The sequence below is a fragment of the Paenibacillus physcomitrellae genome (assembly GCF_002240225.1).
Taxonomy (GTDB): domain Bacteria; phylum Bacillota; class Bacilli; order Paenibacillales; family Paenibacillaceae; genus Fontibacillus; species Fontibacillus physcomitrellae.
The window spans coordinates 2,011,944-2,037,468 of sequence record NZ_CP022584.1 but is presented as its reverse complement, the minus strand read 5'-3'; the positions used below and the strand labels follow the sequence as shown (position 1 = coordinate 2,037,468).

24 protein-coding genes and 1 tRNA gene are annotated in these 25,525 nt (G+C 52.7%); 18 read left to right on the top strand and 7 right to left on the bottom strand.

All coding sequences use genetic code 11. The features are described 5' to 3' along the window. Nucleotides 1–6 precede the first annotated feature (6 nt). On the bottom strand, nt 7–1,347 hold the full coding sequence (efeB, locus tag CBE73_RS09235; protein ID WP_094093985.1) for an iron uptake transporter deferrochelatase/peroxidase subunit: 1,341 nt from the start codon (nt 1,345–1,347) through the stop codon (nt 7–9). Between the two features lie 4 nt (nt 1,348–1,351). Further along, a complete protein-coding gene (efeO, locus tag CBE73_RS09230) occupies nt 1,352–2,266 on the bottom strand; it encodes an iron uptake system protein EfeO (RefSeq protein ID WP_094093984.1) in 915 nt (304 codons plus the stop codon). Between the two features lie 256 nt (nt 2,267–2,522). On the opposite strand from efeO, the gene CBE73_RS09225 reads away from it, so the two are divergent. The 3 genes from CBE73_RS09225 to CBE73_RS09215 all read left to right on the top strand — a co-directional run bounded on the left by CBE73_RS09225 (nt 2,523) and on the right by CBE73_RS09215 (nt 5,184). Continuing rightward, nucleotides 2,523–3,107 (top strand): DoxX family protein, encoded by a 585-nt coding sequence (locus tag CBE73_RS09225; RefSeq protein WP_229752627.1) that lies wholly within the window; start codon nt 2,523–2,525, stop codon nt 3,105–3,107. Between the two features lie 208 nt (nt 3,108–3,315). Next, nucleotides 3,316–4,806 carry a glycerol kinase GlpK gene (gene glpK / locus CBE73_RS09220; RefSeq protein WP_094093983.1) on the top strand — a complete coding sequence of 497 codons (1,491 nt, stop codon included), beginning with the start codon at nt 3,316–3,318 and terminating at the stop codon, nt 4,804–4,806. 153 nt (nt 4,807–4,959) lie between these two features. After that, nucleotides 4,960–5,184 carry a helix-turn-helix domain-containing protein gene (locus CBE73_RS09215; protein WP_094093982.1) on the top strand — a complete coding sequence of 75 codons (225 nt, stop codon included), beginning with the start codon at nt 4,960–4,962 and terminating at the stop codon, nt 5,182–5,184. A gap of 185 nt (nt 5,185–5,369) precedes the next feature. Here CBE73_RS09215 and CBE73_RS09210 read toward each other — a convergent pair whose 3' ends face one another. Together CBE73_RS09210 and CBE73_RS09205 are read right to left on the bottom strand one after the other, a co-directional pair. Further along, nucleotides 5,370–6,596 carry a mannitol-1-phosphate 5-dehydrogenase gene (locus tag CBE73_RS09210; RefSeq protein WP_094093981.1) on the bottom strand — a complete coding sequence of 409 codons (1,227 nt, stop codon included), beginning with the start codon at nt 6,594–6,596 and terminating at the stop codon, nt 5,370–5,372. Nucleotides 6,597–6,792: 196 nt separating this feature from the next. After that, complete coding sequence (locus CBE73_RS09205) at nt 6,793–7,461, bottom strand: HAD family hydrolase (RefSeq protein ID WP_094093980.1); 669 nt, start codon at nt 7,459–7,461, stop codon at nt 6,793–6,795. Between the two features lie 298 nt (nt 7,462–7,759). Between CBE73_RS09205 and CBE73_RS22130 the strand changes: the two genes are divergently transcribed. Next, nucleotides 7,760–7,915: a hypothetical protein gene (locus CBE73_RS22130; RefSeq protein WP_174704689.1), complete on the top strand. Its 156-nt coding sequence runs from the start codon at nt 7,760–7,762 to the stop codon at nt 7,913–7,915. 67 nt (nt 7,916–7,982) lie between these two features. Here the strand turns inward: CBE73_RS22130 and CBE73_RS09200 are convergent, their stop codons facing one another. Then, complete coding sequence (locus CBE73_RS09200; protein WP_094093979.1) at nt 7,983–9,338, bottom strand: dipeptidase; 1,356 nt, start codon at nt 9,336–9,338, stop codon at nt 7,983–7,985. A gap of 243 nt (nt 9,339–9,581) precedes the next feature. Here CBE73_RS09200 and CBE73_RS09195 point away from each other — a divergent pair, with 243 nt between their 5' ends. The 3 genes from CBE73_RS09195 (at nt 9,582) to CBE73_RS09185 (ending at nt 12,772) form a co-directional block, all read left to right on the top strand. After that, complete coding sequence (locus tag CBE73_RS09195; RefSeq protein ID WP_094093978.1) at nt 9,582–10,811, top strand: peptidyl-prolyl cis-trans isomerase; 1,230 nt, start codon at nt 9,582–9,584, stop codon at nt 10,809–10,811. 169 nt (nt 10,812–10,980) lie between these two features. Then, complete coding sequence (locus CBE73_RS09190; RefSeq protein WP_094096216.1) at nt 10,981–11,727, top strand: class I SAM-dependent methyltransferase; 747 nt, start codon at nt 10,981–10,983, stop codon at nt 11,725–11,727. A gap of 1 nt (nt 11,728) precedes the next feature. Further along, nucleotides 11,729–12,772, top strand: a complete 1,044-nt coding sequence (locus CBE73_RS09185; RefSeq protein ID WP_229752628.1) for an MBL fold metallo-hydrolase — start codon at nt 11,729–11,731, stop codon at nt 12,770–12,772. A gap of 66 nt (nt 12,773–12,838) precedes the next feature. On the opposite strand, the gene CBE73_RS09180 is transcribed toward CBE73_RS09185, so the two are convergent. Continuing rightward, nucleotides 12,839–13,411 carry a phosphatidylglycerophosphatase A family protein gene (locus tag CBE73_RS09180; RefSeq protein WP_094093977.1) on the bottom strand — a complete coding sequence of 191 codons (573 nt, stop codon included), beginning with the start codon at nt 13,409–13,411 and terminating at the stop codon, nt 12,839–12,841. A gap of 132 nt (nt 13,412–13,543) precedes the next feature. On the opposite strand from CBE73_RS09180, the gene CBE73_RS09175 reads away from it, so the two are divergent. From CBE73_RS09175 to CBE73_RS09165, 3 genes are all read left to right on the top strand, one after another. Next, entirely contained in the window at nt 13,544–14,911 is a 1,368-nt protein-coding gene (locus tag CBE73_RS09175; protein WP_094093976.1) for a GerMN domain-containing protein, read from the top strand. Nucleotides 14,912–15,150: 239 nt separating this feature from the next. Next, nucleotides 15,151–15,900 (top strand): ribonuclease PH, encoded by a 750-nt coding sequence (gene rph, locus CBE73_RS09170; RefSeq protein ID WP_094093975.1) that lies wholly within the window; start codon nt 15,151–15,153, stop codon nt 15,898–15,900. Next, the gene (locus CBE73_RS09165; protein WP_094093974.1) at nt 15,897–16,532 is read left to right on the top strand and encodes an XTP/dITP diphosphatase; all 636 of its coding nucleotides are present in this window, start codon (nt 15,897–15,899) and stop codon (nt 16,530–16,532) included. Before rph ends, CBE73_RS09165 begins: the two co-directional genes overlap by 4 nt. Nucleotides 16,533–16,741: 209 nt before the next feature. Here CBE73_RS09165 and asnB read toward each other — a convergent pair whose 3' ends face one another. Beyond that, the gene (asnB, locus tag CBE73_RS09160; protein ID WP_094093973.1) at nt 16,742–18,586 is read right to left on the bottom strand and encodes an asparagine synthase (glutamine-hydrolyzing); all 1,845 of its coding nucleotides are present in this window, start codon (nt 18,584–18,586) and stop codon (nt 16,742–16,744) included. 158 nt (nt 18,587–18,744) lie between these two features. On the opposite strand from asnB, the gene CBE73_RS09155 reads away from it, so the two are divergent. The 8 genes from CBE73_RS09155 to CBE73_RS09120 all read left to right on the top strand — a co-directional run bounded on the left by CBE73_RS09155 (nt 18,745) and on the right by CBE73_RS09120 (nt 25,499). Beyond that, nucleotides 18,745–19,095, top strand: a complete 351-nt coding sequence (locus CBE73_RS09155; RefSeq protein ID WP_094093972.1) for a hypothetical protein — start codon at nt 18,745–18,747, stop codon at nt 19,093–19,095. A 212-nt stretch (nt 19,096–19,307) separates the two neighbouring features. Beyond that, nucleotides 19,308–19,381, top strand: a tRNA-Arg gene (locus CBE73_RS09150). A 204-nt stretch (nt 19,382–19,585) separates the two neighbouring features. After that, nucleotides 19,586–20,254 carry a phosphatase PAP2 family protein gene (locus tag CBE73_RS09145; protein ID WP_094093971.1) on the top strand — a complete coding sequence of 223 codons (669 nt, stop codon included), beginning with the start codon at nt 19,586–19,588 and terminating at the stop codon, nt 20,252–20,254. A gap of 239 nt (nt 20,255–20,493) precedes the next feature. Further along, nucleotides 20,494–22,137 carry an efflux RND transporter periplasmic adaptor subunit gene (locus CBE73_RS09140; RefSeq protein ID WP_094093970.1) on the top strand — a complete coding sequence of 548 codons (1,644 nt, stop codon included), beginning with the start codon at nt 20,494–20,496 and terminating at the stop codon, nt 22,135–22,137. Then, nucleotides 22,137–22,853, top strand: coding sequence for an ABC transporter ATP-binding protein (locus CBE73_RS09135; protein ID WP_174704688.1), 717 nt, complete (start codon nt 22,137–22,139; stop codon nt 22,851–22,853). Before CBE73_RS09140 ends, CBE73_RS09135 begins: the two co-directional genes overlap by 1 nt. Further along, nucleotides 22,850–24,022, top strand: coding sequence for an ABC transporter permease (locus CBE73_RS09130; RefSeq protein ID WP_094093969.1), 1,173 nt, complete (start codon nt 22,850–22,852; stop codon nt 24,020–24,022). The genes CBE73_RS09135 and CBE73_RS09130 overlap by 4 nt, the downstream gene beginning before the upstream one ends. A gap of 7 nt (nt 24,023–24,029) precedes the next feature. Further along, entirely contained in the window at nt 24,030–24,203 is a 174-nt protein-coding gene (locus CBE73_RS09125) for a hypothetical protein (protein ID WP_174704687.1), read from the top strand. A 21-nt stretch (nt 24,204–24,224) separates the two neighbouring features. Next, nucleotides 24,225–25,499 (top strand): MFS transporter, encoded by a 1,275-nt coding sequence (locus CBE73_RS09120; protein ID WP_094093967.1) that lies wholly within the window; start codon nt 24,225–24,227, stop codon nt 25,497–25,499. The last annotated feature ends 26 nt before the right edge of the window (nt 25,500–25,525 follow it).

Below are 25,525 nucleotides of genomic sequence, written 5' to 3'. Positions count from 1 at the left end.
CGTTATCTAAAAGAGCTGGTCCCCGATATATCCGCCTTCGGTTGCACCCGGGAAGCAGGCAAAGCTGGCGCTGCCGATATGGGAGATATATTCGTTTAGCTTATCACTGGCTGCTAGTCTTTCCTGCATCGCGACAAACTGCTTTCTAATATCCCGTTGGAAGCAGATAAAGAATAAACCCGCATCCAGCTGGCCCGTTTTCAGATCCAAACCGCTGGAGTACGAATAGGCCCGGCGCAGCAGCTTGGTTTTGCCATCCATATGGGCAAGGCGGGAATGGGCATTCACGGGAATAGCCGGATTCCCCGATGCGTCTTTAGCGCTGAAATCGAGCGGATCAAATTCGTTATGAGCCCCAAGCGGAGCACCGCTGTCGCGGTAGCGCCCAAAGGTCTGCTGCTGGTCATCCAGGGTGGATCGATCCCAAACCTCAAGACGCATGCGGATGCGTCTCACAACCATGTAGCTTCCCTGGGCCATCCATGGAGCGCCGTCTTCCGGCTGAACCCAAACGACCTGCTTCATCTGCTCTTCGTCATTGACATCGGGATTCCCGGTTCCGTCTTTGAAACCCATCAGATTTCGTGGAGTGCCTGAAGACGGTTCAGCGGCCGTTGTCCGCTGGAAGCCTTCCTGCGTCCAGCGTAGCACGGCCGTACCTCTGGCAATTCGGGCCAGGTTGCGTACGGCATGGAAAGCGACCTGCAGATCATCGGCGCATACCTGAACGCCAACATCCCCGCCGCACCATTCAGACTGCAGGGCATCGCCCCGGAACTTTGGCAGATCCGGGAAGGCTGCCGGGCGTTTGCCGGCCAGACCAAACCGGCTGTCAAAGAAGGAAGGGCCTACGCCGAAGGTAATCGTTGTTTTGGAAGGAATCAACCCGGCCGCTTCCCCGGTGTCGGCTGGCGGCAAATTAGGATTGGTGTTGGCGGGCTCGTCGCCGAGCATCAGGCCTTGCGTCATGCTGGCTGCCGCCGTGGTCCATTTCTTGAACAAAGCCCTCACTTCGTCCAGTTGGGTTGAAGTCAGGTCAAAGGAAGCAAAACACATGAAGTTTTGCGAAGGGGTAATAATGCCTGCCTGATGTTTCCCGTAAAAGGGATAAACCGTCCGGTCGGACCTGCCGGCATTCAATACTTTTTTGCGGCGCGCAATGGCCTGCGTACTGGAAAACAAAGCTCCGGCCGCTCCGCCGCCCAGCAGGAGGCCAAGGCCGCCTACGCCAGCCATTTTCAAAATATCCCGGCGGCTTACAGGTTTATTCAGCAGAGAACCGGGCGTCTTGTCAGACGTCCCGGTTTCATTATGACTTATAGTGTTTTCAGATAACTTCTTCTTCATTAGATTACACTCCCAGTAAAGTACCCATTTGAGACAGCGGTTCTGCGAGCGCGTCCAGGTTCTGACTTAATTTGCGGACTTCGTCTTCCTTAAGCACGTCATAAGAGACATACCCGCCGTCTTTGGCATAGGCGTTTAATTCATCCTGCAATACTTTAAAGCTGTCAGCGATCTTCTGGTTCAGCTCGGCGTCTTTGTCGGCCAGGCTTGGTTTTAGCAGCTCATAAATTTTTTGAGCGCCTTCAACGTTTGCCGCGAAATCATACAGATCCGTACGCGAGTAGCGGTCCTCTTCGCCCGTCACCTTGGAGGTGGACACCTCATTCAGAAGTTCGACGGCTCCCGTAACGAGCAGGGAAGGATCAATCTCTACGGTTTCGACTTTAGCCCGAAGCAGTTTGGTGTCGCTTAGCAGACGGTCAGCAAACTCTTTGGTGCCATCCGTCGATTTGTCTTCCCACAGCGCTTTCTCCAGCCGGTGGAAGCCGCGCCATTCAGCAGGCTCTACATCTCCGTCCCGTGCGTCGATGTTTGGATCCAGATCTCCTAAAGCTTCGGCAATCGGTTCGATTCTCTCGTAATGCATTCTGGCTGGTGCATACAGCTGTTTGGCTTCTTCAAGTTTCCCACTGTTGATCGCGTCGACAAATGAGCCGGTATCTTTCACCAGGGCGTCCGTTTCCTGAATGACGTAAGCTCTGTAGCTGTCGATGGCTGCGGTCAAGTCGACGGCAGAGGCATCGGAAGGGGAAGTAGTTGCTGAGTTTGCGGCAGAAGTGTCTGCTGCCGAGTTAGCGGCATTAGTGGAATTAGCGGCAGCTGGCGTGCTGCCAGCTGCATTATTAGTGTTACTTGAGCAGCCTGCAGTCACCAGAACAGCTGCTAAAGCGGTAAAAGCTAAGGCATAACGTATGTTCATAATCGAGCTCCTTTATATGTAAGTTTATTTGATAATGATTATCAATTGCAATGTGATAAATCTATCATAGTCAGACCTCTTTATTCCGTCAATCCCTAACTTTAGTAAAACAAGGAAATCGAAATTCTTTTAGAAAGAAGGAGAATCGGTCTTTTTGTCAGAAGAGAGTCTGTGTTATTTTTCCATCCGGTGTATAATGGCTGCTGCCTCTCCGGATAATGTAAAAATGAGCAGTAGAAGAAAGGAGAAATTCACTTTGAGTAAACCATCTGAAAGTAATCCTTTGTATGGCAAGGAAATCATCGTTCCTGAAAATCCGGTGTCGCGTTTTCTGTTCTCCAGCACACGTTCCGCCTGGATTTGGCTGATTATCCGTTTATACGTCGGTTATGAATGGCTGTCGGCGGGCTGGGAGAAAGTGAATTCGGATGCCTGGGTCGGCTCCAAGGCCGGAACCGGGTTATCGGGTTTTCTGCAGGGGGCGCTCACCAAAGCAGAGGCCGGCGGGGAACATGCCGACGTAACCGGATGGTACGCTTCCTTTCTGAGGGAGTTTGTTCTGCCGAACGCCAAAGTTTTTTCCTATCTGGTTGCATTCGGTGAAGTGCTTGTCGGGATCGGATTGATTGTAGGTTTATTAACCGGGATTGCAGCATTTTTTGGAGGAGTAATGAATGTCAGCTATTTGTTCGCCGGTACGCTCAGCACCAATCCGATTTTGTTTGTGCTGGCGACCTGGCTCGTAATGGCCTGGAAGGTGGCGGGCTGGTACGGGCTTGACCGCTGGGCGCTGCCGAAGCTGGGAACACCTTGGCGCAGGAGGCTGACGGACCGGGATTAATAAGAGGCACCAGCCTTTATTTGTATAGGCTTTGAAGCCAAATTTCTTATGCCCCGCATTGCGGGGCTTTTTTTTGCTTCAAGGAGGTGCAGAAGCGAGAGGCGAAGCCGTTTGAGCCGGTGTGACTTTTTTTACAAATTCGCGGCTTTCTCTTACTATAACTATATAAAGGGTAAATCTCATCCAAGAGGACGGGGAGGAACGGATAATGGGGCAATATATCATGGCTCTGGATCAAGGCACGACCAGCTCGCGGGCTATTTTATTCGACAAGGAAGGACGGATGGTGCATTCGGCGCAGCACGAGTTCCCGCAATATTTTCCAAAGCCGGGTTGGGTGGAGCAAAATGCCAATGAAATCTGGGGTTCCATTCTGGCGGTGATTGCCTCCTGCTTGTCGGAGTCGGGCGTGAAGGCTGCGGACGTCAGCGGCATCGGGATCACCAACCAGCGGGAAACCGCTATCGTCTGGGATAAAAATACGGGCATCCCCGTTTACAACGCCATCGTCTGGCAGTCCCGGCAAACGTCGGAGATTTGCGAGGATTTGAAACGGCGGGGGCTGCAGGAGCTTTTTCATCAAAAAACAGGCCTGCTTATCGATCCTTATTTCTCCGGCACCAAAGTGAAATGGATTCTGGATCACGTAGACGGCGCAAGAGAGCGGGCGGAACGCGGGGAGCTGCTGTTCGGCACCGTCGATTCCTGGCTGATCTGGAAGCTGTCGGGCGGTCTTGCTCATGTGACCGACTACTCGAACGCTTCGCGCACGCTGATGTACAACATTCACGAGCTGGGCTGGGATGAGGAGCTGCTCGAAATTTTGAACATTCCGAAAGCGATGCTGCCGGAGGTCCGCTCGTCCTCCGAGATTTATGCCCACACGGTGGAATATCATTTCTTCGGCGCCAGGGTGCCGATCGCGGGGGCGGCGGGAGACCAGCAGGCGGCTTTGTTCGGGCAAACCTGCTTTGAAGAAGGTATGGTCAAAACGACCTACGGCACGGGCTGTTTTATGCTGATGAACACCGGCAGCAGGCCCGTGGACTCGGAACACGGCCTCATTACCTCTATTGCCTGGGGAATAAACGGCAAAGTGGAATATGCGCTGGAGGGCAGCATTTTTGTAGCGGGTTCTGCGGTGCAGTGGCTGCGCGACGGGCTGCGGATGATCAAATCGGCGAAGGACAGCGAAACGTATGCGCAGAGAGTTGCCTCTACGGAAGGCGTGTACGTGGTGCCGGCTTTTGTTGGACTGGGCAGCCCTTATTGGGACAGCGACGTCCGGGGCGCCGTGTTTGGTTTGACGCGCGGCACCAGCAAGGAGCATTTCATCCGTGCGACGCTGGAGTCGCTTGTGTACCAAACGAAAGACATCCTGCAAGCGATGGAGCAGGATTCAGGCATCGCGGTGCCGACGCTGCGCGCCGACGGCGGGGCGGTGGCCAACCGCTTCCTGATGGAGTTCCTCAGCGGGCTGCTGGATGTGCCGGTCGAAGTGCCGGAAATCAGCGAAACGACGGCGCTTGGCGCGGCGTATCTCGCCGGCCTGGCCGTCGGTTTCTGGAGCGGCCGCGAGGAAATCTGCAGCAAATCGAAGCTGGCGCAGCGATATGAACCGGCAATGCCGCAGGAGGAGTGGGAAGCGTTGTACAGCGGCTGGAAAAAAGCCGTTCAGGCGGCGATGGCGTTTAAATAAAGCTGAACTCCCCGGCATTGTATAAGTGCCGGGGGAGTAAGCCCATTTTTAACTCGCCATCGCACCAATAAGTGGACCCTCTCATAAAATGTGTTGACTGTATCCCTTAACCTTGTTAGACAACAAAACCCGGGCAAGGAGGGGTGACACATTTTGAAGGGCAGCGATCGCAACAGCAAATTTTTGCTTACTCATCGGGAGCGGGAAGTATTTGAACTGCTTGTGCAGGACAAAACGACTCGGGACATTGCAGAACAACTGTTTATAAGTGAAAAAACCGTCCGAAACCACATCTCGAATGTCATGCAAAAACTTAACGTCAAGGGCCGCGCGCAAGCGGTAGTCGAGCTGATCAAGCTTGGGGAACTTAAGATATAGTCGCTTCATTCAAAGTCCCCGAAAATGCAAATAGCCTTTCCGGCTTCCCTTATGGGAAGCGGGGAGGCTTTTTTGTTGGAAGGGGCAAAACCTCTCTCCATCCCGCTTTAGGGGAGGAAAGGTCCGCGTCTTGTTGACTATGGTTTGCTTTTCAGCCTATTCCATAAACTCTGGATTCTTCCGGATCAATCCTCGTTGGAAGCCAAAGGCAGTTTGTTTTTGACCATCGCCTCGAAGCCGGAATGGGCGAGGTGCGGATATTTCAGGCAATGTTTATGATAGCTGGCGACGATTTTGCGGTGAAGCGCATGCTCCTCAGGAAAACCCAGCTCGTCCTTCACCACCTGCTCGACGCCTTTCTGGCGGAGAAGAGCCTGCAGCTGTACCGCTTCCGGATCTTTGGAGGAATCAAACAACAGGGCGGCTGCTATGGCCGACACCAGATGCTCCGTTTTAAGCCCGGCCTCGTTCGCCCTTCGGGCGGGAGAAATGAGGCGGTCTTCAGGGGAAAGCTTGCGCAGCGGAGAACGGGCAACGCGGAGAATTTGATCGTTAAAATGCGGATTGGCGAAACGCTCCAGCATTTGCTCGATATAAAGCTCATGTTTGAAGGCATCAAAGCCGTGTTCGGCAACCAGCATCCGGCCGGTTTCCAGCATGGCTCCTTTAACCTTGGAACGGATACCCGGGTCGCGCATGGCATCATGAATGGTGCCGTACCCTTCCAAATAACCGTAATAAGCCGCGCAGCAGTGGCCGGTATTTACCGTAAACAGTTTGCGTTCTACATAGGGATGAAGCGAATCGGCAAATTTAGCGCCCTGAATAGGGGGGAGCTCGCCAATTAGCTGGCTGCGGTCGATCACCCATTCGCAGAAAGGCTCCACCATGACCCGCAGGGGATCCCTGTGCTTCTGAACCGGTACGATGCGGTCGACAACCGTGTTGGGAAAAGCGACCCGCGTCTCCGCCAGTTCGGCTTCGGACGGCCTTAAATGCTGCCCCACCCATTTCTTCAGGAGGCTGCTGGCTCCGATGCCGTTTTCACAGGCCATCACATGCAGCGGTCCGGCTTGGGGAAATTTCTTCAGTCTCAGACTGATGCCTTTGGCAATCGCCTCTGATATATCTTTTAAAGCACTCACACCCACGGCGGTCGTCACGATGTCGGCTTCTGCAATGGAGGCGGCAACGGCATGATCTTCGCCCAAGCTGAGCGCGGTCACATTATGAACGAGGAAGGAATCCCGGTCTTCGTTGGCGAGCACTACCGGATACTGCCGGCGTCTCTTTAGCTCCTCGACCTTCTTCATGTTCCTTGCGATAAAACAAACCTCATAACCGGATTGGGACAACACAGGGCCGATAAATCCTCTTCCGATGTTGCCAGCGCCAAAATGTACAGCTTTCATAGAGTTGTTCCTCCTTATTCAGTCAGGTTGTGCTGACGTGATCAGGACCAGGACAAGCGGAAGAAAGCGGTAGGGGCAAAATCAAAATAACAGGAAATCGTTCTCCCATGCCCTGGTTTCCGTTGACCACGTGGATAGCGGGTAACGCTTTGCGGCAGGGGGCGGCGACAGATCTACTAAACTTCAAAAATAATGGTCAGGCTTCAAGAAAAAGCTTGCGGGATACGACATGGTCAAAATCGAGGTCACTTAAACGACTGGTTTGGTGATGCGGAGTTTGAAATTCAAGAAACCGGGTGATTTCGTTGGGAATCACAACGCAGTGCAGCCCGGCGGCCGCGGCAGCCTTTGAGCCGTTAGGCGAATCCTCGATCGCAACGGTCTCTTCGGGTTTCAGGTTCAGGCATTGCAGCGCCTGGTGGTACAGCTCGGGGTCCGGTTTTACTTTCGCTACATCGTCCGAGGTTTTGATGCATTCAAAATAATCGGTGATGCCAAGCTGGTCCAAATGTTTCTCGACCCACTCCCGGGAGGAGCTGGAGGCTACGCCTAGCTTCAGTTTGGCTTCTTTGGCGGCGTCCAGGTATTGCTGAATGCCCGGCCGGATCGCTTCCAGCTCCATCAGCTCGCCGTGGCGGCGGTGAATGGACTGCCGGAATGCTTCTTTGTCGAGCGGCAGGTTTAAATCGGTCATCAGATATTCGTAAGGATTAAAGCCGTTCAGATCCGTTCCGATACAGGTGGAGTACTGCTCAAGCGTCAGCTCAACCCCATGTTCGGCATAAGCGTCTCTAAACGCATAATACCAGGCTGTTTCTGTGTCAATAATCGTGCCGTCAAAATCAAAGATGAATCCTTTGATCAAAACTCATCATCCCCTTTGTTAGTAGATTGGTGAGGTTTCATCCTGCAGCCGGTCCGAAATTTGCATGTTCCATTTGGAATAAAAAGTAATTTCCGGCTTCTTGTTAACTACCCTATCATGGGAAAAAGTGAAGCGTCAAGGTGATGGAACGCCATTCCCACAGATGTTTGCGCTTACAAGAAGCTCCGATTAACCGTTTACAAACCGAGTTGTTTTTACCCTATGAGGACGCTTTAATGACGGCTAATTATCCGGCCAGGAAGCCGCTCAACACCAGCAGTATCAATGGTTTGGCGCTATGGTCGATTTAAAGCTTGCCATGAAGGGCGGACATGCCCGCATTCGGGGAGGGAAAAAGCAAGAAATAAAAAAGACTGATAAAATTTTGCAATGGGCTAATTTAGAGGGGGGGGTGTGGGATATATATCCATTTATAGATCGTTTATCAAGCTGAAATCAAAGAACAACCGCCCTTCCTCTCTGGAGTTCAGAGAGAAACGGGCGGTTGTTGTCAGGAAATCTTACAGAGATCTCAGGTATTCGACAATGGTCAGGAGACCTTTATCGAAGTTCTCCAGATTAAAATGCTCATTAGGCGCATGCAGGTTTTCGTCAGGCAGACCGAAGCCCATCAGCACGGCCGGAGCTGTCAGCACGCGGGACAAGGTTTCGACGATCGGAATCGAGCCGCCGTCTTTCGTGAAGAGGGCGCGGGTTCCGTACACTTTTTCATAAGCGTCAGCGGCTTTCTGCAGCATCGGCTGCGAAGGGTCGATGTTGAAAGCAAAAGCCTTCTCGCCCGGATAGAACGTCAGCACGGCGCCGGTAGGCACGTTAGCCTTCAGATGGCGTTCGATTTTCTCCAAAATGTCATGCGGATTCTGGTTGGCTACCAGGCGGCAGGTGATTTTGGCATGCGCTTCTTTAGGGATAACCGTCTTGGAGCCTTCGCCCTGGAAGCCGCCGTACAGGCCGTTAATCTCCAGGGTAGGACGAGCGCCAACGCGCTCTACAAACGTATAACCCGGTTCGCCGAACAGGGAAGTCAGGCCGAGATCTTGTCTCAGCTTCTCCTCATTAAACTGCTGTTTCTCGAACTCGGCATGCATTTCAGGAGACAATGGGGCAACATCGTCATAGAAACCTTCAACGGCCACACGTCCGTCTGCGTCATGAAGCGAGTTCAGCAGGGTCACGATGGAATGCAGAGCATTTGGCACGCCGCCGCCAAAGGAGCCGGAATGAAGATCAGTGTTCGCCGTGTTGATCGTCAGCTCCAGAGAGCACAAACCGCGCAGGCCTGTGGAGATGGCCGGTTTGCCTTTTTCGATCAGGGAAGTGTCGGAGATCAGCACCGCGTCAGCTGCAAGCTTGTCCTTGTTCTGCTCCAGGTAAATCGGCAGATTCGGGCTGGACACCTCTTCTTCGCCTTCAATGCAGAATTTGATATTGACCGGAAGCTCTTTCTCTTCGGCAAGAATGGCTTCAACGGCTTTAATATGTAGAAATACTTGGCCTTTGTCGTCCGTTGCGCCGCGCGCGTAAAGCTTTCCGTCCCGGACATCCGGCTCGAACGGAGGCGTCTGCCACAGGTTCAGCGGATCGACAGGCTGCACGTCATAGTGGCCGTACACAAGAATCGTCGGTTTGCCCGGCGCGTGCAGATGGTCGGCGTACACGATCGGATGGCCTTTCGTTTCGTTGATGGAGACATTTTCAAGACCGGCGCGTTTCAAGGTATCGGCGAGCCACTGGGCCGCACGGTTCACGTCGGGTTTATGCTGCGAAATAGCGGAGATACTCGGAATGGAGAGCCATTCCTTGAGTTCATTTAAATGTTGTTCTCTGCGGTTTTCAAAATAAGTTTGGTAGCTCATTTGATTATTTAATCCTCCCTGACATCAATCTATGGTCTATTGTACTACGTTTTGGTTGACAGCGGAAATGGAGTCCGCGCACGTTTGTCCATTGGATAAACATGGATGAATCTTGTTTTTTTGGCTAACCTTAATATAACCTTAAAAAGATGAAGAATAATTTTTAGTAAACGTTAAGGTTTTTACATCAAATTTCTGGTATCTTAATAAAAGCTTAGAAATTCAGAAGGGAGTCACGTATTAATGACTGAAGAGAAAAAAGATTTGCAGGGAGTAGACCCTAACGCTTCCGAGCCTGTAAAAGAAGAGCAGGTGCACGAGGCTGAAGCTGAACATAAAGAAGCAGCGGACGCGGTCGGACAAGCTCCTGAAGAAGTTCAAGAGCAAGAAGTACGCGCTGAAGACAAAAGTGGCGAAGAAGGCCCGCTGGTGACCGGTCTTGACGCGAACAGTGAGGCTTTGGCCGTTATGCAAGCCGAAGACGCTTCCGAAGCAGCTCCTGCGAATGAAGAACCGCCGGTGAAACGCGGAAACAGCGGCTTGTGGATGGGAATTTCGCTCATTCTGGCCGTTCTGCTTGTCATTTCTTTGTTCACAAGTCCGTTTGCTCAGAAGGATTCCGAGAAAGCCGTGGCTACTGTCAACGACGCCAAGATTACAAAAGGCCAATTGTACGATGCTTTGGTTAAAGCCGGCGGTGAACAAACACTCAGCGGAATGATCGACGACGAGCTGATCCGTCAGGAAGCCGTTAAAGCTAACGTTGAGGTTACTGACGCCGACATTAAGAAAGAAAGAGATTTCTACATCACGCAGTTCGGTTCCGAAGATGCACTGAACCAGCTGCTTGCCCAATATGGCATGACCGCTGATGATTTCCAGAATCAGCTTAAGAAAGAAGCTCAAATCCGCAAGCTGCTTGAACCTAAAGTAACGGTAACGGATGATCAGATTAAGTCTTACTTTGATCAGAACAAAGCCCAATTCGATACGCCTGCTCAGGTACAAGCCTCCCAAATCGTAGTGGCGACTGAAAAAGAAGCCAACGATATTATTTCCCAGCTGAAAGGCGGCTCTGACTTTGCCGCTTTGGCTAAAGAGAAATCTACGGATACAGCTACCAAAGACAACGGCGGCGACCTTGGTTTCTTTGCGAAGGATTCGGGAACGGTAGATCCGGCGATTGAAACAGCTGCTTTCTCCCTCAAGAAAGGGGACATCAGCAGCGCGGTTAAAACGTCCGACGGCCAATTTGCAGTAGTTAAAGCTACGGATACTAAGGCTGCACACAGCGCTACCCTGGACGAGAAGAAAGGCGAGATCAAAGACCTGCTGGTTACCCAACAGGTGTCCACGATGTCGACTTCTTGGCTGGATGATTTGAGATCCAAATCTACGATTAATAATTCGCTGGACAGCAGCGCGGCTTCCGCTGAAACAGCTGGCGAAGACGGAGCGACAACAAACGAATAATCTCTTTGCAAGAGCTAAAGCTAACAAGCAGCAGATCCGGGGGTAGTCCCGGCTGCTGCTTGTTTGCATGTTAGGCAGGAAGATTCCTGTTTAAGTTAATAGGGTATATGAAATGGAAGCAAAGGGTTATAAAATAAAGGGAACCGGAGAACAAGAAGGAGTCGGTATGATGGCGGAATGGTACGAGCACAGCTTTGGCGAAGATTACTTGCTTGTTTATAAACACCGGGATGAGCAGGGGGCGAGGCAGGAAGTCCGGCAGATGATCGAGTGGCTGGGCCTTGAACCTGGAGCAAAAATGCTGGATTTATGCTGCGGAACCGGAAGGCACTCGCTGGCGCTTCAGCAGTCCGGTTATCACATGACCGGGGTTGATTTGTCGGAGATGCTGCTGCGTGAGGCGATCAAACAGGATCCGGACGGTCTCATTACCTGGCTGAAAGCCGATATGCGAAGTCTCCCGCTTGCCGACGGGCAGTTTGATGCGGTAATCAATCTGTTCACCTCCTTTGGCTATTTTATTCAGGATTCAGAGCACCTTAAAGTGCTGGAGGAAATACGGAGAGTATTGAAACCGTCTGGACGGTTTGTAATCGACTTCCTGAATGCCGAATATACGATACGCCATTTGGTCCCGCAGTCCGAGCGGATTGATGATGGACAACTAATTAAAGAAACCCGCTGGATGGAGAACGGCTTTGTGAAGAAGAAGATCGAAATCATCAATGCCGAAGGCGACCCGGGCGAGACAAGACAATATGAGGAACGTATAAAGCTTTATTCTCGGGACCAGTTCGAGTGGATGCTGGGAGAGGCTGGTCTGAAGATTGAGGCGGTTCACGGGAGTTACAGCGATAAAGATCCGTATGATCAATATAAATCCAAACGTATGATTATGGTGGGGAGAAGGATGTAAGATGGCTGAGAAGCTTGAGATGACAGGAAATCCGGAAGGGCCCGGGAGCAAAGAATGGCTGGACGGAAGATTGGTTCAGCTTCCGATCTCGATGGCGCCCCCGCTGAGGTTCGTTAACAGCTATCTGCTGCGTGAGCCGAAATCCGGCGGGGTGACGATTATTGACCCGGGTCCGCGCTCGGACATAACGAAGCAAGAATGGAAGAGGATACGGGAGAGATTCGGGATTGGCCCGCAGCAGGTCAAACAAATTATCGTTACCCATCATCATCCTGATCATTTCGGTATGGCTGGCTGGCTTCAGCAGCAATTTGGTGCACCCGTGCTGATGTCAGAGGAAGCTCACCGTGAAGCACTCCGGATGTGGCAGCCGGACAGGTCCATGAACCGAGCCCTGCCGGAGCTGTTCCGGCAGCATGGTTTTCCAGAGCCGCTTGTCCGGCAGCTGCCGGAGCATTTGGAGAGCTTCTACCAGCAGGTTGAGCCGATGCCGGAAGTGACCTATATCGATGAAAGCCGGCAGCTTGAAATGGGAGGCTGGCTCTGGCAGCCTGTTTTGACCGGCGGGCATGCAACCGGCCATTTATCCTTTTATCAGGCCGAAGAACGTATGATGCTCTGCGGGGATGCCGTACTGCCGCAAATCTCGCCTAATATCAGCTTCTATCCTGGGGGAGATGAGCAGCCGCTTCAGACCTTCATGGACGGCTTGCGGAAGCTGGGACAATTTGAGGTAAATACCGCTTTTCCGGGGCATCGTCATCCGTTTGATTCCTTTCATTCAAGAGTGCAGCAGCTGCTTGATCATCATGAGGAACGTTTGGCCAAGGTGGCCGGTCTGCTGAAGCAGGAAGGAACCCAAACCGGCTTCAAGATCTGCGAAGCCCTCTTCGGGATGAGGCCCGGCATTCATCAGATGCGTTTCGCCATGTCGGAAACGTTGGCGCATCTGGCTCTTCTGGTGCACAGAAATGAGGCGGAAATGGAACTGGGGGAACGTGGACTTTATCAGTTCAGCAGCCGTAAGGCAGCCCGAATTTATTGAATTCTAAGCTAAAAAGAAGCTGTCCAAGACAAGATCGGAAGATCCGTCCTGGACAGCTTTATCTTTTTACAGAGAGGTTCCTTTCTCAGCCAGTGTATCCACAGAATCCTCACCGCTGGCTTGTTCGCGTTCAGCCTGCTTGCGATGAGCAATCCGGCTGCTTGCTGCGGCCGCTACGGCTCCTACGATGTCATCCAGGTAAGTGTTGACCGGCCCGAGGCTTTTGTCGTTGAGACGCTCCAGCACACCGGGTTTGAGTTTGTCCACATAACCATAGTTTGTGAATCCAATGCTTCCATACACGTTGACAATCGAAAAGGCAAGAATTTCATCTACCCCGTATAAGCTTTCATCGTATTTGATCATATCCTGCAATTCGGGAATGAGCAGGTCCTGCTCGCATAGAATATCCAGTTGAATCCCGGTAAGCACCGCGTTCTGCACTTCCCGTTTGGACAAGACCCGTTCCACGTTATGCAGGCACTCTTCCATAGTGAGGTTCGGGTAATATTTCTTCTGCAGCAGCAAGACCAGCTCAGCGATTTCCTCGAGCTTCACGCCGCGTTTCTCCAGCCAGTATTTCGTGGCCTCTGCGACCTTCTTACTATTCAGGGCATAAGGAATTTTGGGTTCTTCCATTTCTAGTTCACCTCATTCTCAGCATCTTTAATAAGTTGTCCAAATCTGCAAAAAATATAGTTATTTTTCAAAAGAAGGCTCGTATACATAGTAGTACAAACCAGCCCAATAAACGTAGGGAGGACCCCATTCATGAAACGTATGAAACACTGGAAAAAGACTGCCGCCGCCGGCGCGGTTGCGCTGCCGCTTATTTTATCAGGCTGCTCCTTGATCGGAGCCGGCCCTTCCGGCACGATCGACGCGCCTCCAGCCAATGTAGAAGCTCAAATGCTGAGCGGCGAAACGCCGACTGCAGCAGAAGTGCAGCATGATCCGGCAGCTTTGACAACGGTCTATCTGGACAATGGACAAGGGCTGCTAGCCCCGGTGTCACTGCCAATTGACGGAGACGGAGGCACTGCAGACAGCGTGCAAAATACGGATGGTACAGCTTCAACAGGTGCAGCTTCAACCCATTCAGAGGCTCAGCAAACCTCTGCGGCCGATCCGCTTGAAGAGGAAAGCGCTGCGGACAATACCGCCAACCCTTCAAGCTTGTCTGAAGCGGACGAGCAGGACCTGGCAGCCGCTGCCGATGATTCGGCAAACGCGGAAGATTCAGCAGATGAAGGCGGACAGCAAGCCCATAACACTTCGGCGGAAGTCCAGGATTCGTCGAAGGCCGCAGACGAACAGGGACAGGCGGCCAGCGGAGAAGTCACTAACGACAAACTGGTCAAGAGCCTTGAAACCCTGGTGAAGAACGGCCCTTATCAAAGCGAGCTCCCATTAGGATTTAACGGCATTCTGCCGGAAGGCACCGAAGTCAAAAGTGTAACGGTCAAAGCCGATCAGAAGCTGGCCGTCGTTGAGTTTTCCAAAAACTTCGAAGGCTACGACAAAGCGGATGAACGAAAAGTTATGGAGGCCGTGACCTGGACGCTTACCGAGCAGCCCGGCATAGACTCCGTCGAGGTATGGGTGGACGGGCAGCGTTTAAACGAAATGCCGGTTGACCATACGCCAATTCCATACCCGTTAAGCCGCGCCGTAGGCATCAATTTGGAATTAAACGGGGGAGCAAGCGTTTCTCAAACGACACCTGTGACGGTTTATTTCACCGCTACCTCGGAAGACGGGTCCTCTTATTTTGTACCCGTAACCCGCTTTGTTCCAAACAGCGATGATCCGCTGAAGGCAGCGCTTGGCCAATTGATTGACGGTCCGCAGCAAGGGGACGGGCTTGAGCAGGTGCTCACCGAAACGGCTTCCCTGAAGTCGGTGGATACTTCCAAGGACGATGTGGTGAACGTCGCACTGAATGATGACATGTTCGAAAGCGGCGAGCGGATTCCGTCGCAAATGCTGGAGGCGGTTGTACTCACCGTTACAGAGAACGCCAAAGGAAGCAAGGTCAATATTACGTTTAACGACAGCAAAAATGTGGTGGACACCGAAAATAAAACCTACAGCAGCCCGGTTACCCGGCCGGAAAAAATCAACGATTTGTCCGTATAAACAGGGATGTTCCCGGACAAAAACGGATAAACTGACTTAGGCTGGAAACTCCTGTACCGGATCTCAAGCACACATCCGGGATGGACCAAAACATCAGAGACCAGGCGGTCTCTTTTTTTTGCCTATGGCTTTTGCGGGGCAAGGACTGCGAAGGCAGGGTGCTTTTGCCGGGTGACTTTGGTAGAATAAGGGGAGCAAGGCCCCCGCATAATGGGGAATTTAAGGAGGACAACAGGAACATGAGACTGGATGGCCGTGCTCAGGATGAGCGTAGAGCAATGACACTTACGGTAAATACGAATAAATATGCGGAAGGATCCGTCTTCATTGAAGTAGGCGATACAAAGGTGATTTGTACAGCAACGGTGGAAGAACGGGTTCCTCCTTTTATGAAGGGACAAGGCAAAGGCTGGGTAACAGCCGAATATTCGATGCTGCCCCGCGCGACCCATACCCGCAATCAGCGCGAAGCCAGCCGAGGCAAATTGACGGGCCGTACAATGGAAATCCAGCGCCTGATCGGCCGGGCGCTTCGTTCGGTTGTTAATCTGGAGGCACTTGGCGAACGTTCCGTGCTGATCGATTGTGACGTTATTCAAGCCGACGGCGGTACGCGGACAAGCTCGATTACGGGTGCTTTCGTGGCGATGACGATGGCGATTCACAAGCTGGCGGTGAAACATAATCTGCCTGTATTTCCGGTAACGGATTATCTGGCTTCCGTCAGCGTTGGTGTGATCGGGGAACAGCTGCTGCTGGATTTGAATTATGAAGAGGATTCCAAAGCGAAAGTCGATATGAACGTTGTTATGACAGGGCAGGGCAAATTTGTAGAGGTCCAGGGAACAGGCGAAGAGAATCCATTCTCCCGGGACGAATTAAATGGCTTGCTCGCTTTGGCGGAGAAAGGCATCAGCGAAATGATTACTCAGCAGCGTGAGGCGCTGGGGGCCATAGCTGACAAAATTGGAGGCGGAGCGCAGGCATGACGGAGCAGAATGCGATCATCGTATCCACGCGCAACAAAGGGAAAGTCCGTGAGTTCGCTCACGCGCTGGCTTTTCTGGGAAAGCCGGTTCAAAGCATGTATGACTTTCCGGACGTGCCGGAGGTCGTGGAAGATGGCCAGACCTTTGCGGAAAATGCACGCAAGAAAGCCAAAGAGGTCGGTGACCGGCTGGGCCTGCCGGTTCTAGCTGACGACTCCGGCTTGTGCGTAGACCGACTAGACGGCAGACCCGGCGTGTATTCCGCCCGTTTTGCCGGTGAAGGCGCGACTGACGAAATGAACAACGAAAAATTACTGGCCGAGCTTGCCGAACTGAGCTTGGGCGAAGATACGGAGCAGCCGCTGCTCAGCCCGGCCCGATTCGTCTGCAGCCTGGCTTATTATGATCCGGCAACAGGAAGTTTTGTGGAGGCGGACGGCGAGGTGGAGGGCTGGATTACGTCCGAGCCGTCCGGCAGCGGTGGATTCGGTTATGATCCGCTGTTCTATCTGCCTGAATACGAGAAGACAATGGCTGAGCTCAGCCTGGAAGAGAAGCAGGCGATCAGCCACCGGGGCCGTGCGCTGCACAAGCTTACGGAGCTGCTGGAGAAGCAGTCGAAACCGCTGTAACGGAGGGCTTTTTTCCCCGTCTCTATCCGCTGGCCGGGAATCAGGATTCACCAGTGTTGGCCTTACTATATAGGTCGTTCCATTAGGCAGGATTTAATTTATAGAACAAAGCAAAGGCATCCCTGGGCGGGATGCCTTTTTTGCATGCTGGTTTGTTAGTATTTGATTACTTCAGCCGGGTTCGATTAGTAGTTCGATTATCGGTTCGATTATCGAATAGATACGTTATAATCCTTCAGCCAGCGGTTTACCTGGGTGATATAGGCAAACAGCTGCGGACCGGACATCAATTGGCTGAACCAAGGCAGATGTGAGGTTGGATCGGTTGTTGCCGCGATTTCGCGCAGCTTCTTGCTGTCGATCAGCGGGAGAATCGGGGATGAAGGATCATCCAGCACCGTGAGCATCTGATTGCGGACGGCGTCCAAATAAGCCGGATTATGTGTTTTTGGATACGGGCTTTTCTTGCGGTACAACACGTCGTCCGGCAGCAGCCCTTCAAGGGCTTTGCGCAGGATACCTTTTTCCCGGTCGCCGGTCATTTTGATGTGCCAGGGGATGTTGAACACATATTCGACCAGCCGGTGATCGCAATACGGCACGCGTACTTCGAGTCCCGCCCCCATGCTCATGCGGTCTTTGCGGTCCAGCAGGGTAGGCATGAAACGGGTGATGTTCAGGTAGGAGAGTACACGCATTTTGGCGTCGTTGTCGTCTTCGCCTTCCAGTGCGGGAACCTCGGCCAGCGCTTCCTGATAACGTCTTTCGACATAATCCAGCGGCTGAATGTGTTCTCTCAGCTCCGGCGACAGCAGCCCGGCACGGAAGGCGCTGGATACGGACCATGGGAAGGTGCCGGAATCGCGTAATTCTGGACGGTGGAACCAAGGGTAGCCGCCGAAGATTTCATCCGCCGCTTCGCCGGACAGGGCGACGGTGGCTTCTTTTTTAATTTCATGACAGAACAGCAGCAGGGAAGAATCCACATCGACCATCCCCGGCATATCCCGGGTTCTTGTAGCATCATCCAAGGCTTCCACCAGAGAATCCGTGTCGATCAGTATATAGTGATGTTCGGTTTGCAGCTCGTCGACCATCCGTTTAATCCACGGGCCATCGGCTCCCGGCTGGAAAACATGCTCTTTAAAATGTTTGTCGTTGCCCACATAGTCTACGGAGAAGGTGTGGACCTGACCTTGGCCGGTTTGTTTGTAGTAGTTGACGGCCAGCGCGGTAAGGGCGCTGGAATCCAGTCCGCCGGACAGCAGCGTGCACAGGGGCACATCGGAGATCAATTGACGCTCAACCGTATCCGTCAGCAGGGCGCGGAGTTTCTCGGCCGTCTGCTCGACATTGTCCCCATGAGCCACGCTTTGGAGCTGCCAATAAGGATAAATCCGCAGCCCGGACTGGCTGTAAATCATCGCATGCCCCGGGCGCAGCTCTTTCAGCTCTTTGTAGACGCCATGGCCAGGTGTACGAGCCGGTCCAATCGCAAAAATTTCGGCCAGCCCTTCCGCGTCCACAGACGCTTCGACTCCCGGGTGTTTAAGAATCGCCTTCGGCTCCGAGCCGAAGACCAGCAGTCCGTCCTGTTCACTGTAGAACAAGGGTTTAACCCCTAGACGGTCTCTTGCGAAAAAAACATGCTGCTTCACGCTGTCCCACACCGCAAACGCAAAAATGCCGTTGAGCCGGTCCACACAGCCCGGACCCCATTCGGCATAGGAGTGAAGGAGAACTTCCGTGTCGCACGTCGTACGGAAATGATGGCCTCTTTGCTGGAGCTCGCTTTTTAATTCGAGTGCGTTATAGATTTCTCCGTTGTATACGATAGTGAACACAGTGTCTTCATCCACAAAAGTCATCGGCTGGGCGCCGTTCTCGGGATCCATGACGCTCAGGCGGCGATGTCCGAAGGCGCAGGGATTGGAAATCCAAGTTCCGTGACCGTCCGGCCCCCGTCTGGACAGGGTTTCAGTCATATTCACCAGAAGCTCGGAATCCTGCGTCAGGTCCCGGCCCCATTCAATAAATCCTGTAATTCCACACATGGTTAATGTTCATCCTCTCTTTCAGCCACTCCCTGGTGCGTAGTGATGTCGCCCAAAGTAATAACACATTATGCCGAACAAGGGCATAAAATGTCTGTCCTTTATGGAAACTACATGAGGATGCGTTTGCAATTGAAACCAGGAAAGGGGAAGACAGCATGTACAAAATCACCAACGCGGAGTTCCGCCGGATGACCGATTATAACGGCCAGCGCTGTGCGGAAATTGAGGTCAGCTCCGGCAAAGCGGGCGAGCATGACCTGCTCGTTTATGTAGCCAAGACACCTCAGGGGGCTTACGACATCGTCCACATGTACAGTACCGACATCGATCCGGAAATCGACTGGTACAACAACAATCTGCATAACTCGTACGAAGAAATTTCCGAAGAGGAATTCGGCGGCCATCTGTCATCGATAACACAAACAACCGAACTTCATCGTATGCAGTTTAAGAATACGTTGTTCGGAATGAAGCGAATCGCGGCCAAACTGCAAGAGAACCTGTAAGGAAGGAGAGCCTGTAAATGAAGGAGTACCTCTAAAAATTTATCGTAGCTGTACTCTGAACGAAGCCTGCCGCAGAAATATGACTTCTGGAGATTGTCACCGTTCCCGTGCGCAGCACCGCGTTTGGCGGCTGCTGCCTCACGGGTCTATCATCAAAAACACTTGAAATAAATCCAGATTCCCGTATAATAATATACGTTGTCCTTACATATGTCCCAGTAGCTCAGCTGGATAGAGCAACGGCCTTCTAAGCCGTCGGTCAGGGGTTCGAATCCCTTCTGGGACGTCTTCAAAAGCTCTCCTTCGGGAGAGCTTTTTTGCGTCTTGGGATGAGAACCCCTGGGGGTTCGTCGAAGCGAGGGCCCCGTGAGGGGGGCCAAATTTCCATTTGAAAAGAGGTTGCCGCCCTGCTGACGGAGCAGTAAAATAAGTCAGTAATGTTCAGGGGCCTTTGGCTGCCCGATCCTGTCTGGGAAGGTTCTGATTGTAAATGATTAAATGGGCATCACTTCGTCTCAAAGAGCAGCAGCGCTGGCTGCCGCTGGCTCTAATGCTTGTTTTTCCGCTGCTGGGGTATTTGTATCATTTTGTGGATCATCCCACAAAACATGTGTATTCTCTGGTTACTGATTTTGACCGTGCGACACCGTTTATCAAGTATTTTTCGGTACCCTACGGGGTCTGGATTTTTTACATTTACGCTTGTCTGGTCTATTTCTTTTTCAGGGACAGAAAGGCCTATTACCAGTCTATCGTGCTTTATACGGTTTGCGCGCTGACCTGCTACGCGATCTACAGCGTGTTCCAGACGACGGTCCCCCGCCCGCTTGTGAGCGGGAGCGACGTTTTTTCCCGCCTGGTCACTTTTATTTACGACCGGGATCAGCCGTTTAACTGTTTTCCGAGTATTCATTGTTTTTCAAGTTATATGGTTCTGCGGATGATGTTTACCAGTCCTGCGCGCGGCCTGATGAACAGGCTCCTGATCGGGGGAATGTCGGTCACCATTATTTGTTCGACCCTGTTTATGAAGCAGCATGTTATATTAGATGCTCTTTCGGCTTTTGCTCTGGTTGAGCTTTATCGTTTGATTCTCTTCAAGGTTCCGGCCCGTCATGCCGAGCAGGCGGCCTTACGCCGCCGGCAGATGGAGGCATGAGGCAAAATTGTCGTCCGGAAACAGCCAAAAACCGAACTAAATAGAGGTGCCAAGGCACCACAAGGCATCACCAGACGAAGCAGAGGCCTGCTCCGTCTTTTTTTATGCGCCTCTACATCTCCCGAAAGTTAAACATTCAGCAAACCTTCAGTTTCATTTCAGGAACCATTAATTTCGGCTTTGTAGAATAAAGGAACACAATACATACATTTCTGTATAGGGAGAGATGAGGGGCGCCGATGAAAAAAAAGGGATGGATTTGGACAGGGGTTGCGGTTGTGGTGCTGGCATGCGCCGTTTTTGTGTTTCTGCAGTTTTATCCGGGGAAACAAGTTCAGGTACAAGCCGCACCGCAGAGCACGACCACCGTTAAGAAAGGGGACATTACGGTCAGCGTTTCGGGCTCAGGTTCCGTCATAGCCACGGGGCAGGAAAGCGTGCGTCCGAAAGACGAAGGCAAGGTGGACAAGGTGCTGGTCAAGGTCGGCGACGTAGTCAAAAAAGGCCAGCAGCTGTTGACCTACGAGGCAGACGATATTTCCGACCAGGTCAAGCAGGCCGAATCCAACATCAAGCTGCAGCAATCGGATTTGGAGGATCTGCAGGAACAGTTTAAAGAAAAAGTCCAATCCGGGGCGACCGACGACGAATTAAATGAAGTGAAAAAGTCGATCGAAAAGCAGGAGCTGGATATCAGCAGCGCCCAGGATGACCTGGCGAAAATGCAGGAGGACGCGGCTGCTCCGGAGCCGCTGCTCGCGCCGATCGACGGGACCATCACGACGGTGAGCATTACCGACGGTGAGCAGGCCAAAGACGGCACGGAGCTTTTTGTCATTACGGACTATCAGAAGCTCAGCGTCAAGGTCAGTGTGGACGAACTGGACATTCCGCAGGTTAAAACAGGGATGGCCGCCAAAATCACGCTGGACGCACTGCCGGATCAGACGTTCGACGGTGAAGTGAGCGAGATTGCGAATGAAGGCTCATCCTCTAACGGGGTTTCTTTATTCGATGTTACGATCGCTTTGAAAAAAGCGGACGGAGCCCGCGTAGGCATGTCGGCGGAAGCCTCGATCATCATCCAGGAGAAAAAAGATGTCCTTACGCTTCCTATCGAAGCGGTACAGCAAAGAGGGGACAGATACATGGTTATTCTACCTTCAGGTTCGGCGGAAGCCTCTGCAGGCGGCGAAAGCGGCTCCGGCAGAGAAGGTGCAGGATTCTCTGCCGGAGCGTCAGGACAAGGTGAAGGCGCTTCGGCCGGCGGCACCCGTTCATTCCGGAATGGACAAACGTCCGGTGAACAAGCTTCCGGCGGGCAAACCTCCGGCGGACAAACGGCAGCAGGGGGGAACGGCACAGGAACGGTTACAGATACAGGCACGGCAGGTGCTGGAACAACAAGCGCGGGTACCTCATCCAGCGGCATTGCTTCCGGAACGGAAGGCCGTACCAGAGGTTTCGGAAACGGCGCAGCCGGCGGCGGCAGTACGGCCAACGGAAACAGCACGACAAGCGGAAACAGCAGCTCGGCTAACGCCAGCACCAACGGCGCAGCCGGTGGCACCGGGGCTTCGAACCGGACCGGAGAGGCAAGCGGGGTCCAAATGAAAGAGATCCAGGTTGGCATTCACGATGAAAACACTATTGAAATCGTCAGCGGCTTAAACGAAGGCGATAAAGTAGTGGTTCCTACGGTTAGAGCGTCCACGACTTCCTCGGCAAACGCGCAGGCTCAAGGGAATTTTACAGGCGGCTTTGGCGGAGCAGGAGGTTTAGGCGGTTTAGGGGGCGGAGGCTTCACCGGAGGAGGCGGCTTCAGCAGAGGCAGCGGCACCCGCTCCGGAGGAGGCGGCGTTAGCGGCGGAGGTGGCCGTTAATGAATCAGACAGCCGCTCAAGATAAGGAACACCCGCTGATTGAAGTGGTCGGCTTGGGTCACAGCTATGTGATGGCCGATCAAAAGATGACCGTTCTTGACGATATTAACTTCAAGATCGAATACGGCGAATTCGTTGCCATTATCGGGCCGTCGGGCTCAGGCAAGTCAACCCTTATGAACATGCTCGGATGTCTGGATATCGCTAAAGAGGGCACTTATCTGCTGGACGGACAGGATGTCAAGAAGCTGTCCGACAACCGGCTGGCCAAAATCCGCAATGAAAAAATCGGATTTATCTTTCAGCAGTTCAACCTGCTGCCGAAGCTTTCGGCGCTGGAAAACGTCGAGCTCCCGCTGGTCTACCGGGGCATGCCGCATAAGGAGCGGCGCAGAAATGCCGAGGAATCGCTCGCCAAGGTCGGACTTGGCGAGCGGATGCACCACCGTCCATCCGAGCTGTCCGGCGGCCAGCAGCAGCGGGTGGCGATCGCCAGGGCGATTGCCGGCAACCCGCCCGTGCTGCTCGCGGATGAACCAACCGGCGCCCTGGACAGCAAGACGGGCGTCGAGGTTATGGACAAAATGAAAGAGCTGAACGCGCTGGGACATACGATCATTCTGATCACGCATGACTTGTCCATTGCCGAGCAGGCGAAACGGGTCATCCGTATTCAGGACGGCAAAATCGTCGAAGATCGGGGGAATCCGGCATGATGTTTTTTCAAAGCTTCAAGATGGCCTGGAAAGGCATATCCGGCAGTAAAATCCGGTCGTTCCTGACGATGCTGGGCATCATCATCGGGGTATCCTCCGTTATCGCGCTTGTATCGGTCGGCAAAGGCACAACCTCCCAGATTACCTCGCAGCTCGAAGGTCTGGGGACGGACCTGCTGACGGTGAGCATCACGGGCCGGGGCAACACGACTTACCTGACCTACGATGAAGCCGAAGCCTTGGGCGATCTGAACGGAGTAAAAAATGTCTCCCCGGTCATCAACGGCTCCATGACGGCCAAACACGGCACCGAAAACACGTCGGTTTCCGTGGAAGGCATCACGCCGGCCTATGAAGACGTTCAGGATTTTCACGTCCAGTCCGGACGGTACATCCTTGACATCGACAACGGTTACCGGATGAAGGTGGCGTTGATCGGGACGGACACGGCCAGCGAATTGTACGGGACGGAGGACCCTCTCGGACAAACTATCCTGCTGAACGGTTCGCCTTTTAAAATCGTGGGTCTGCTGGAGTCCAAAGGCACAAGCCTGACGTCCTCCAACAATGACAAAATCCTGATTCCGATCAAAACGGCGGAACGGGTGATGCAAAGCAAAGGGGTGCGCTCCATCACGGTTCAGGCACAAAGCGCCGAGCAGGTCGCAAACGTTAAATCGCGGATTGAAGCCGTGCTCGATAAAAAGTTTGAAAATGCGACCAATTCCTATACCGTCTTCAATTCGCAGGATGCGATCGACACGTTGAATTCCACGACGCAAACGCTCTCGATCGCCTTGGGCGGCATCGCCGGAATCTCCCTGTTCGTCGGGGGCATCGGCATCATGAACATCATGCTGGTCTCCGTCAGTGAAAGAACCCGGGAAATCGGCATCCGGAAAGCGATCGGAGCGAAGAAACGGAATATTTTGCTCCAGTTCATGATCGAATCAACGATGTTAAGCGGCATGGGTGGAATCATCGGGGTCGGACTGGGCTATGGGGCAAGCGCGCTGGTCGGCCACTACACATCTATGAACACGTCCGTATCCTTGGACATTGTAATTCTCTCTTTCGGTTTTTCCTTGTTTATCGGGGTGGTATTCGGCGTTATCCCGGCCAATAAAGCAGCCAAATTGCGGCCGATCTATGCGCTGCGAACCGATTGATGTATTTATGCAGAAGCAGACGGAAAACAACAGAATGAACGACGACAAGCGCCGGGGATTCCCCGGTGCTTTTTCTTATGACAATCAATCCGAAAATTCCCGGGATCATGACAAAAATTTTATCCCTTATATGGATATTATTGGTATAGTTGAAAGGGATATTGCTGCTGAAACTATGTAATCGACTTCGGGGGGGACGAAGATGAATCGATCGTGGAATGATAGAAAGAGCTTATGGCATAACGGGAATTTCCGGTGGCTTTGGCTGGGGCAAACGATCTCGACAATGGGCTCACAAGTCACTTTCGTGGCCGTGCCTTTAATTGCGGTAACGCTCCTTCATGCAGATCCGATACAGATGGGACTGCTGACAGCGGCTTCTACCGCGCCCTATTTTCTCATTGGTTTATTTGCGGGAGTTTGGGTGGACCGGGTTAACCGTCTTCCGATTCTGAAGCATGCCAACCTCATCAGCGGGCTCTTGCTTTGCTTGATTCCTCTTCTTCATGCCCTGGACTGGCTTACGATCGAATCCCTTTATATCCTTGCTTTCTTGACGGCGGCCTGTTCGATGGTTTTTCAATTTGCTTACCAGGCCTTTCTGCCTTCGATTGTAAGCAAAGAAGAACTGACGGAGGGCAACAGCAAGCTGGAGGCCACCCGGGCAGCGGCACAATTTGCCGGTCCCAGCGCGGCAGGAGGTCTGATCCAGGCTTTAACCGCCCCGTTTGCCATCTGGGTTGATGTGGCGACTTATTTCTTGTCGATCTGGATGTTCGGCCGGATAAAAACGGTAGAGACCATGCCGGCCGCTCCCCGTAAAAGTATCTTCCTTCAAATCAAAAGCGGATTTTCTTTGATTGTTTCGAACTCTTTTCTCAGAACTATTGCTTATTCAACGGCGCTGCTTAATTTCTCACGCTGCTCGTTTGATGCGGTGTACATGCTGTTTCTTGTACATAAGCTGTCCTTAAATGCCAGCCATATCGGCCTGATCTACGGGATTGGAAGTCTGGGCGCTTTGTTTGGAGCCATGGCAGCAAGCCGGATGGCCGCAAAAGTGGGAATCGGTTTAGCCATTATCGGTTCTTCGGTACTCATAGGAGTCGGCTATTTGCTTGTATCGGCGGCTTCCGGTAATCTGCTGCTGATTCTCCCCCTGCTTATCCTGGCCCAAATGTGCTCCTCCATGGGAAATACCGTATATTATATTACCCAAGTGAGTCTGAGACAGGCGGTAACACCAAATGATAAGATGGGCAGAGTAAATTCTGCCCAAACCTTTATCAGCAGAGGCGCTGTCCCGCTTGGCGCTTTGCTCGGCGGGCTGCTTGGCACCTGGGCCGGATTGCGGGGCACTCTGGTGCTGGCCGGATGTATGTCTTTGATGACCTTGTTCCTGCTAATATTCTCCCCCGTACGGAAGGTCCGGCAAATAACCAATCTGGAAGAGCCGGAGGCAAGCCGGATTGCTTAAGACAAAGTAGAAGAGGCCGTCCCTGC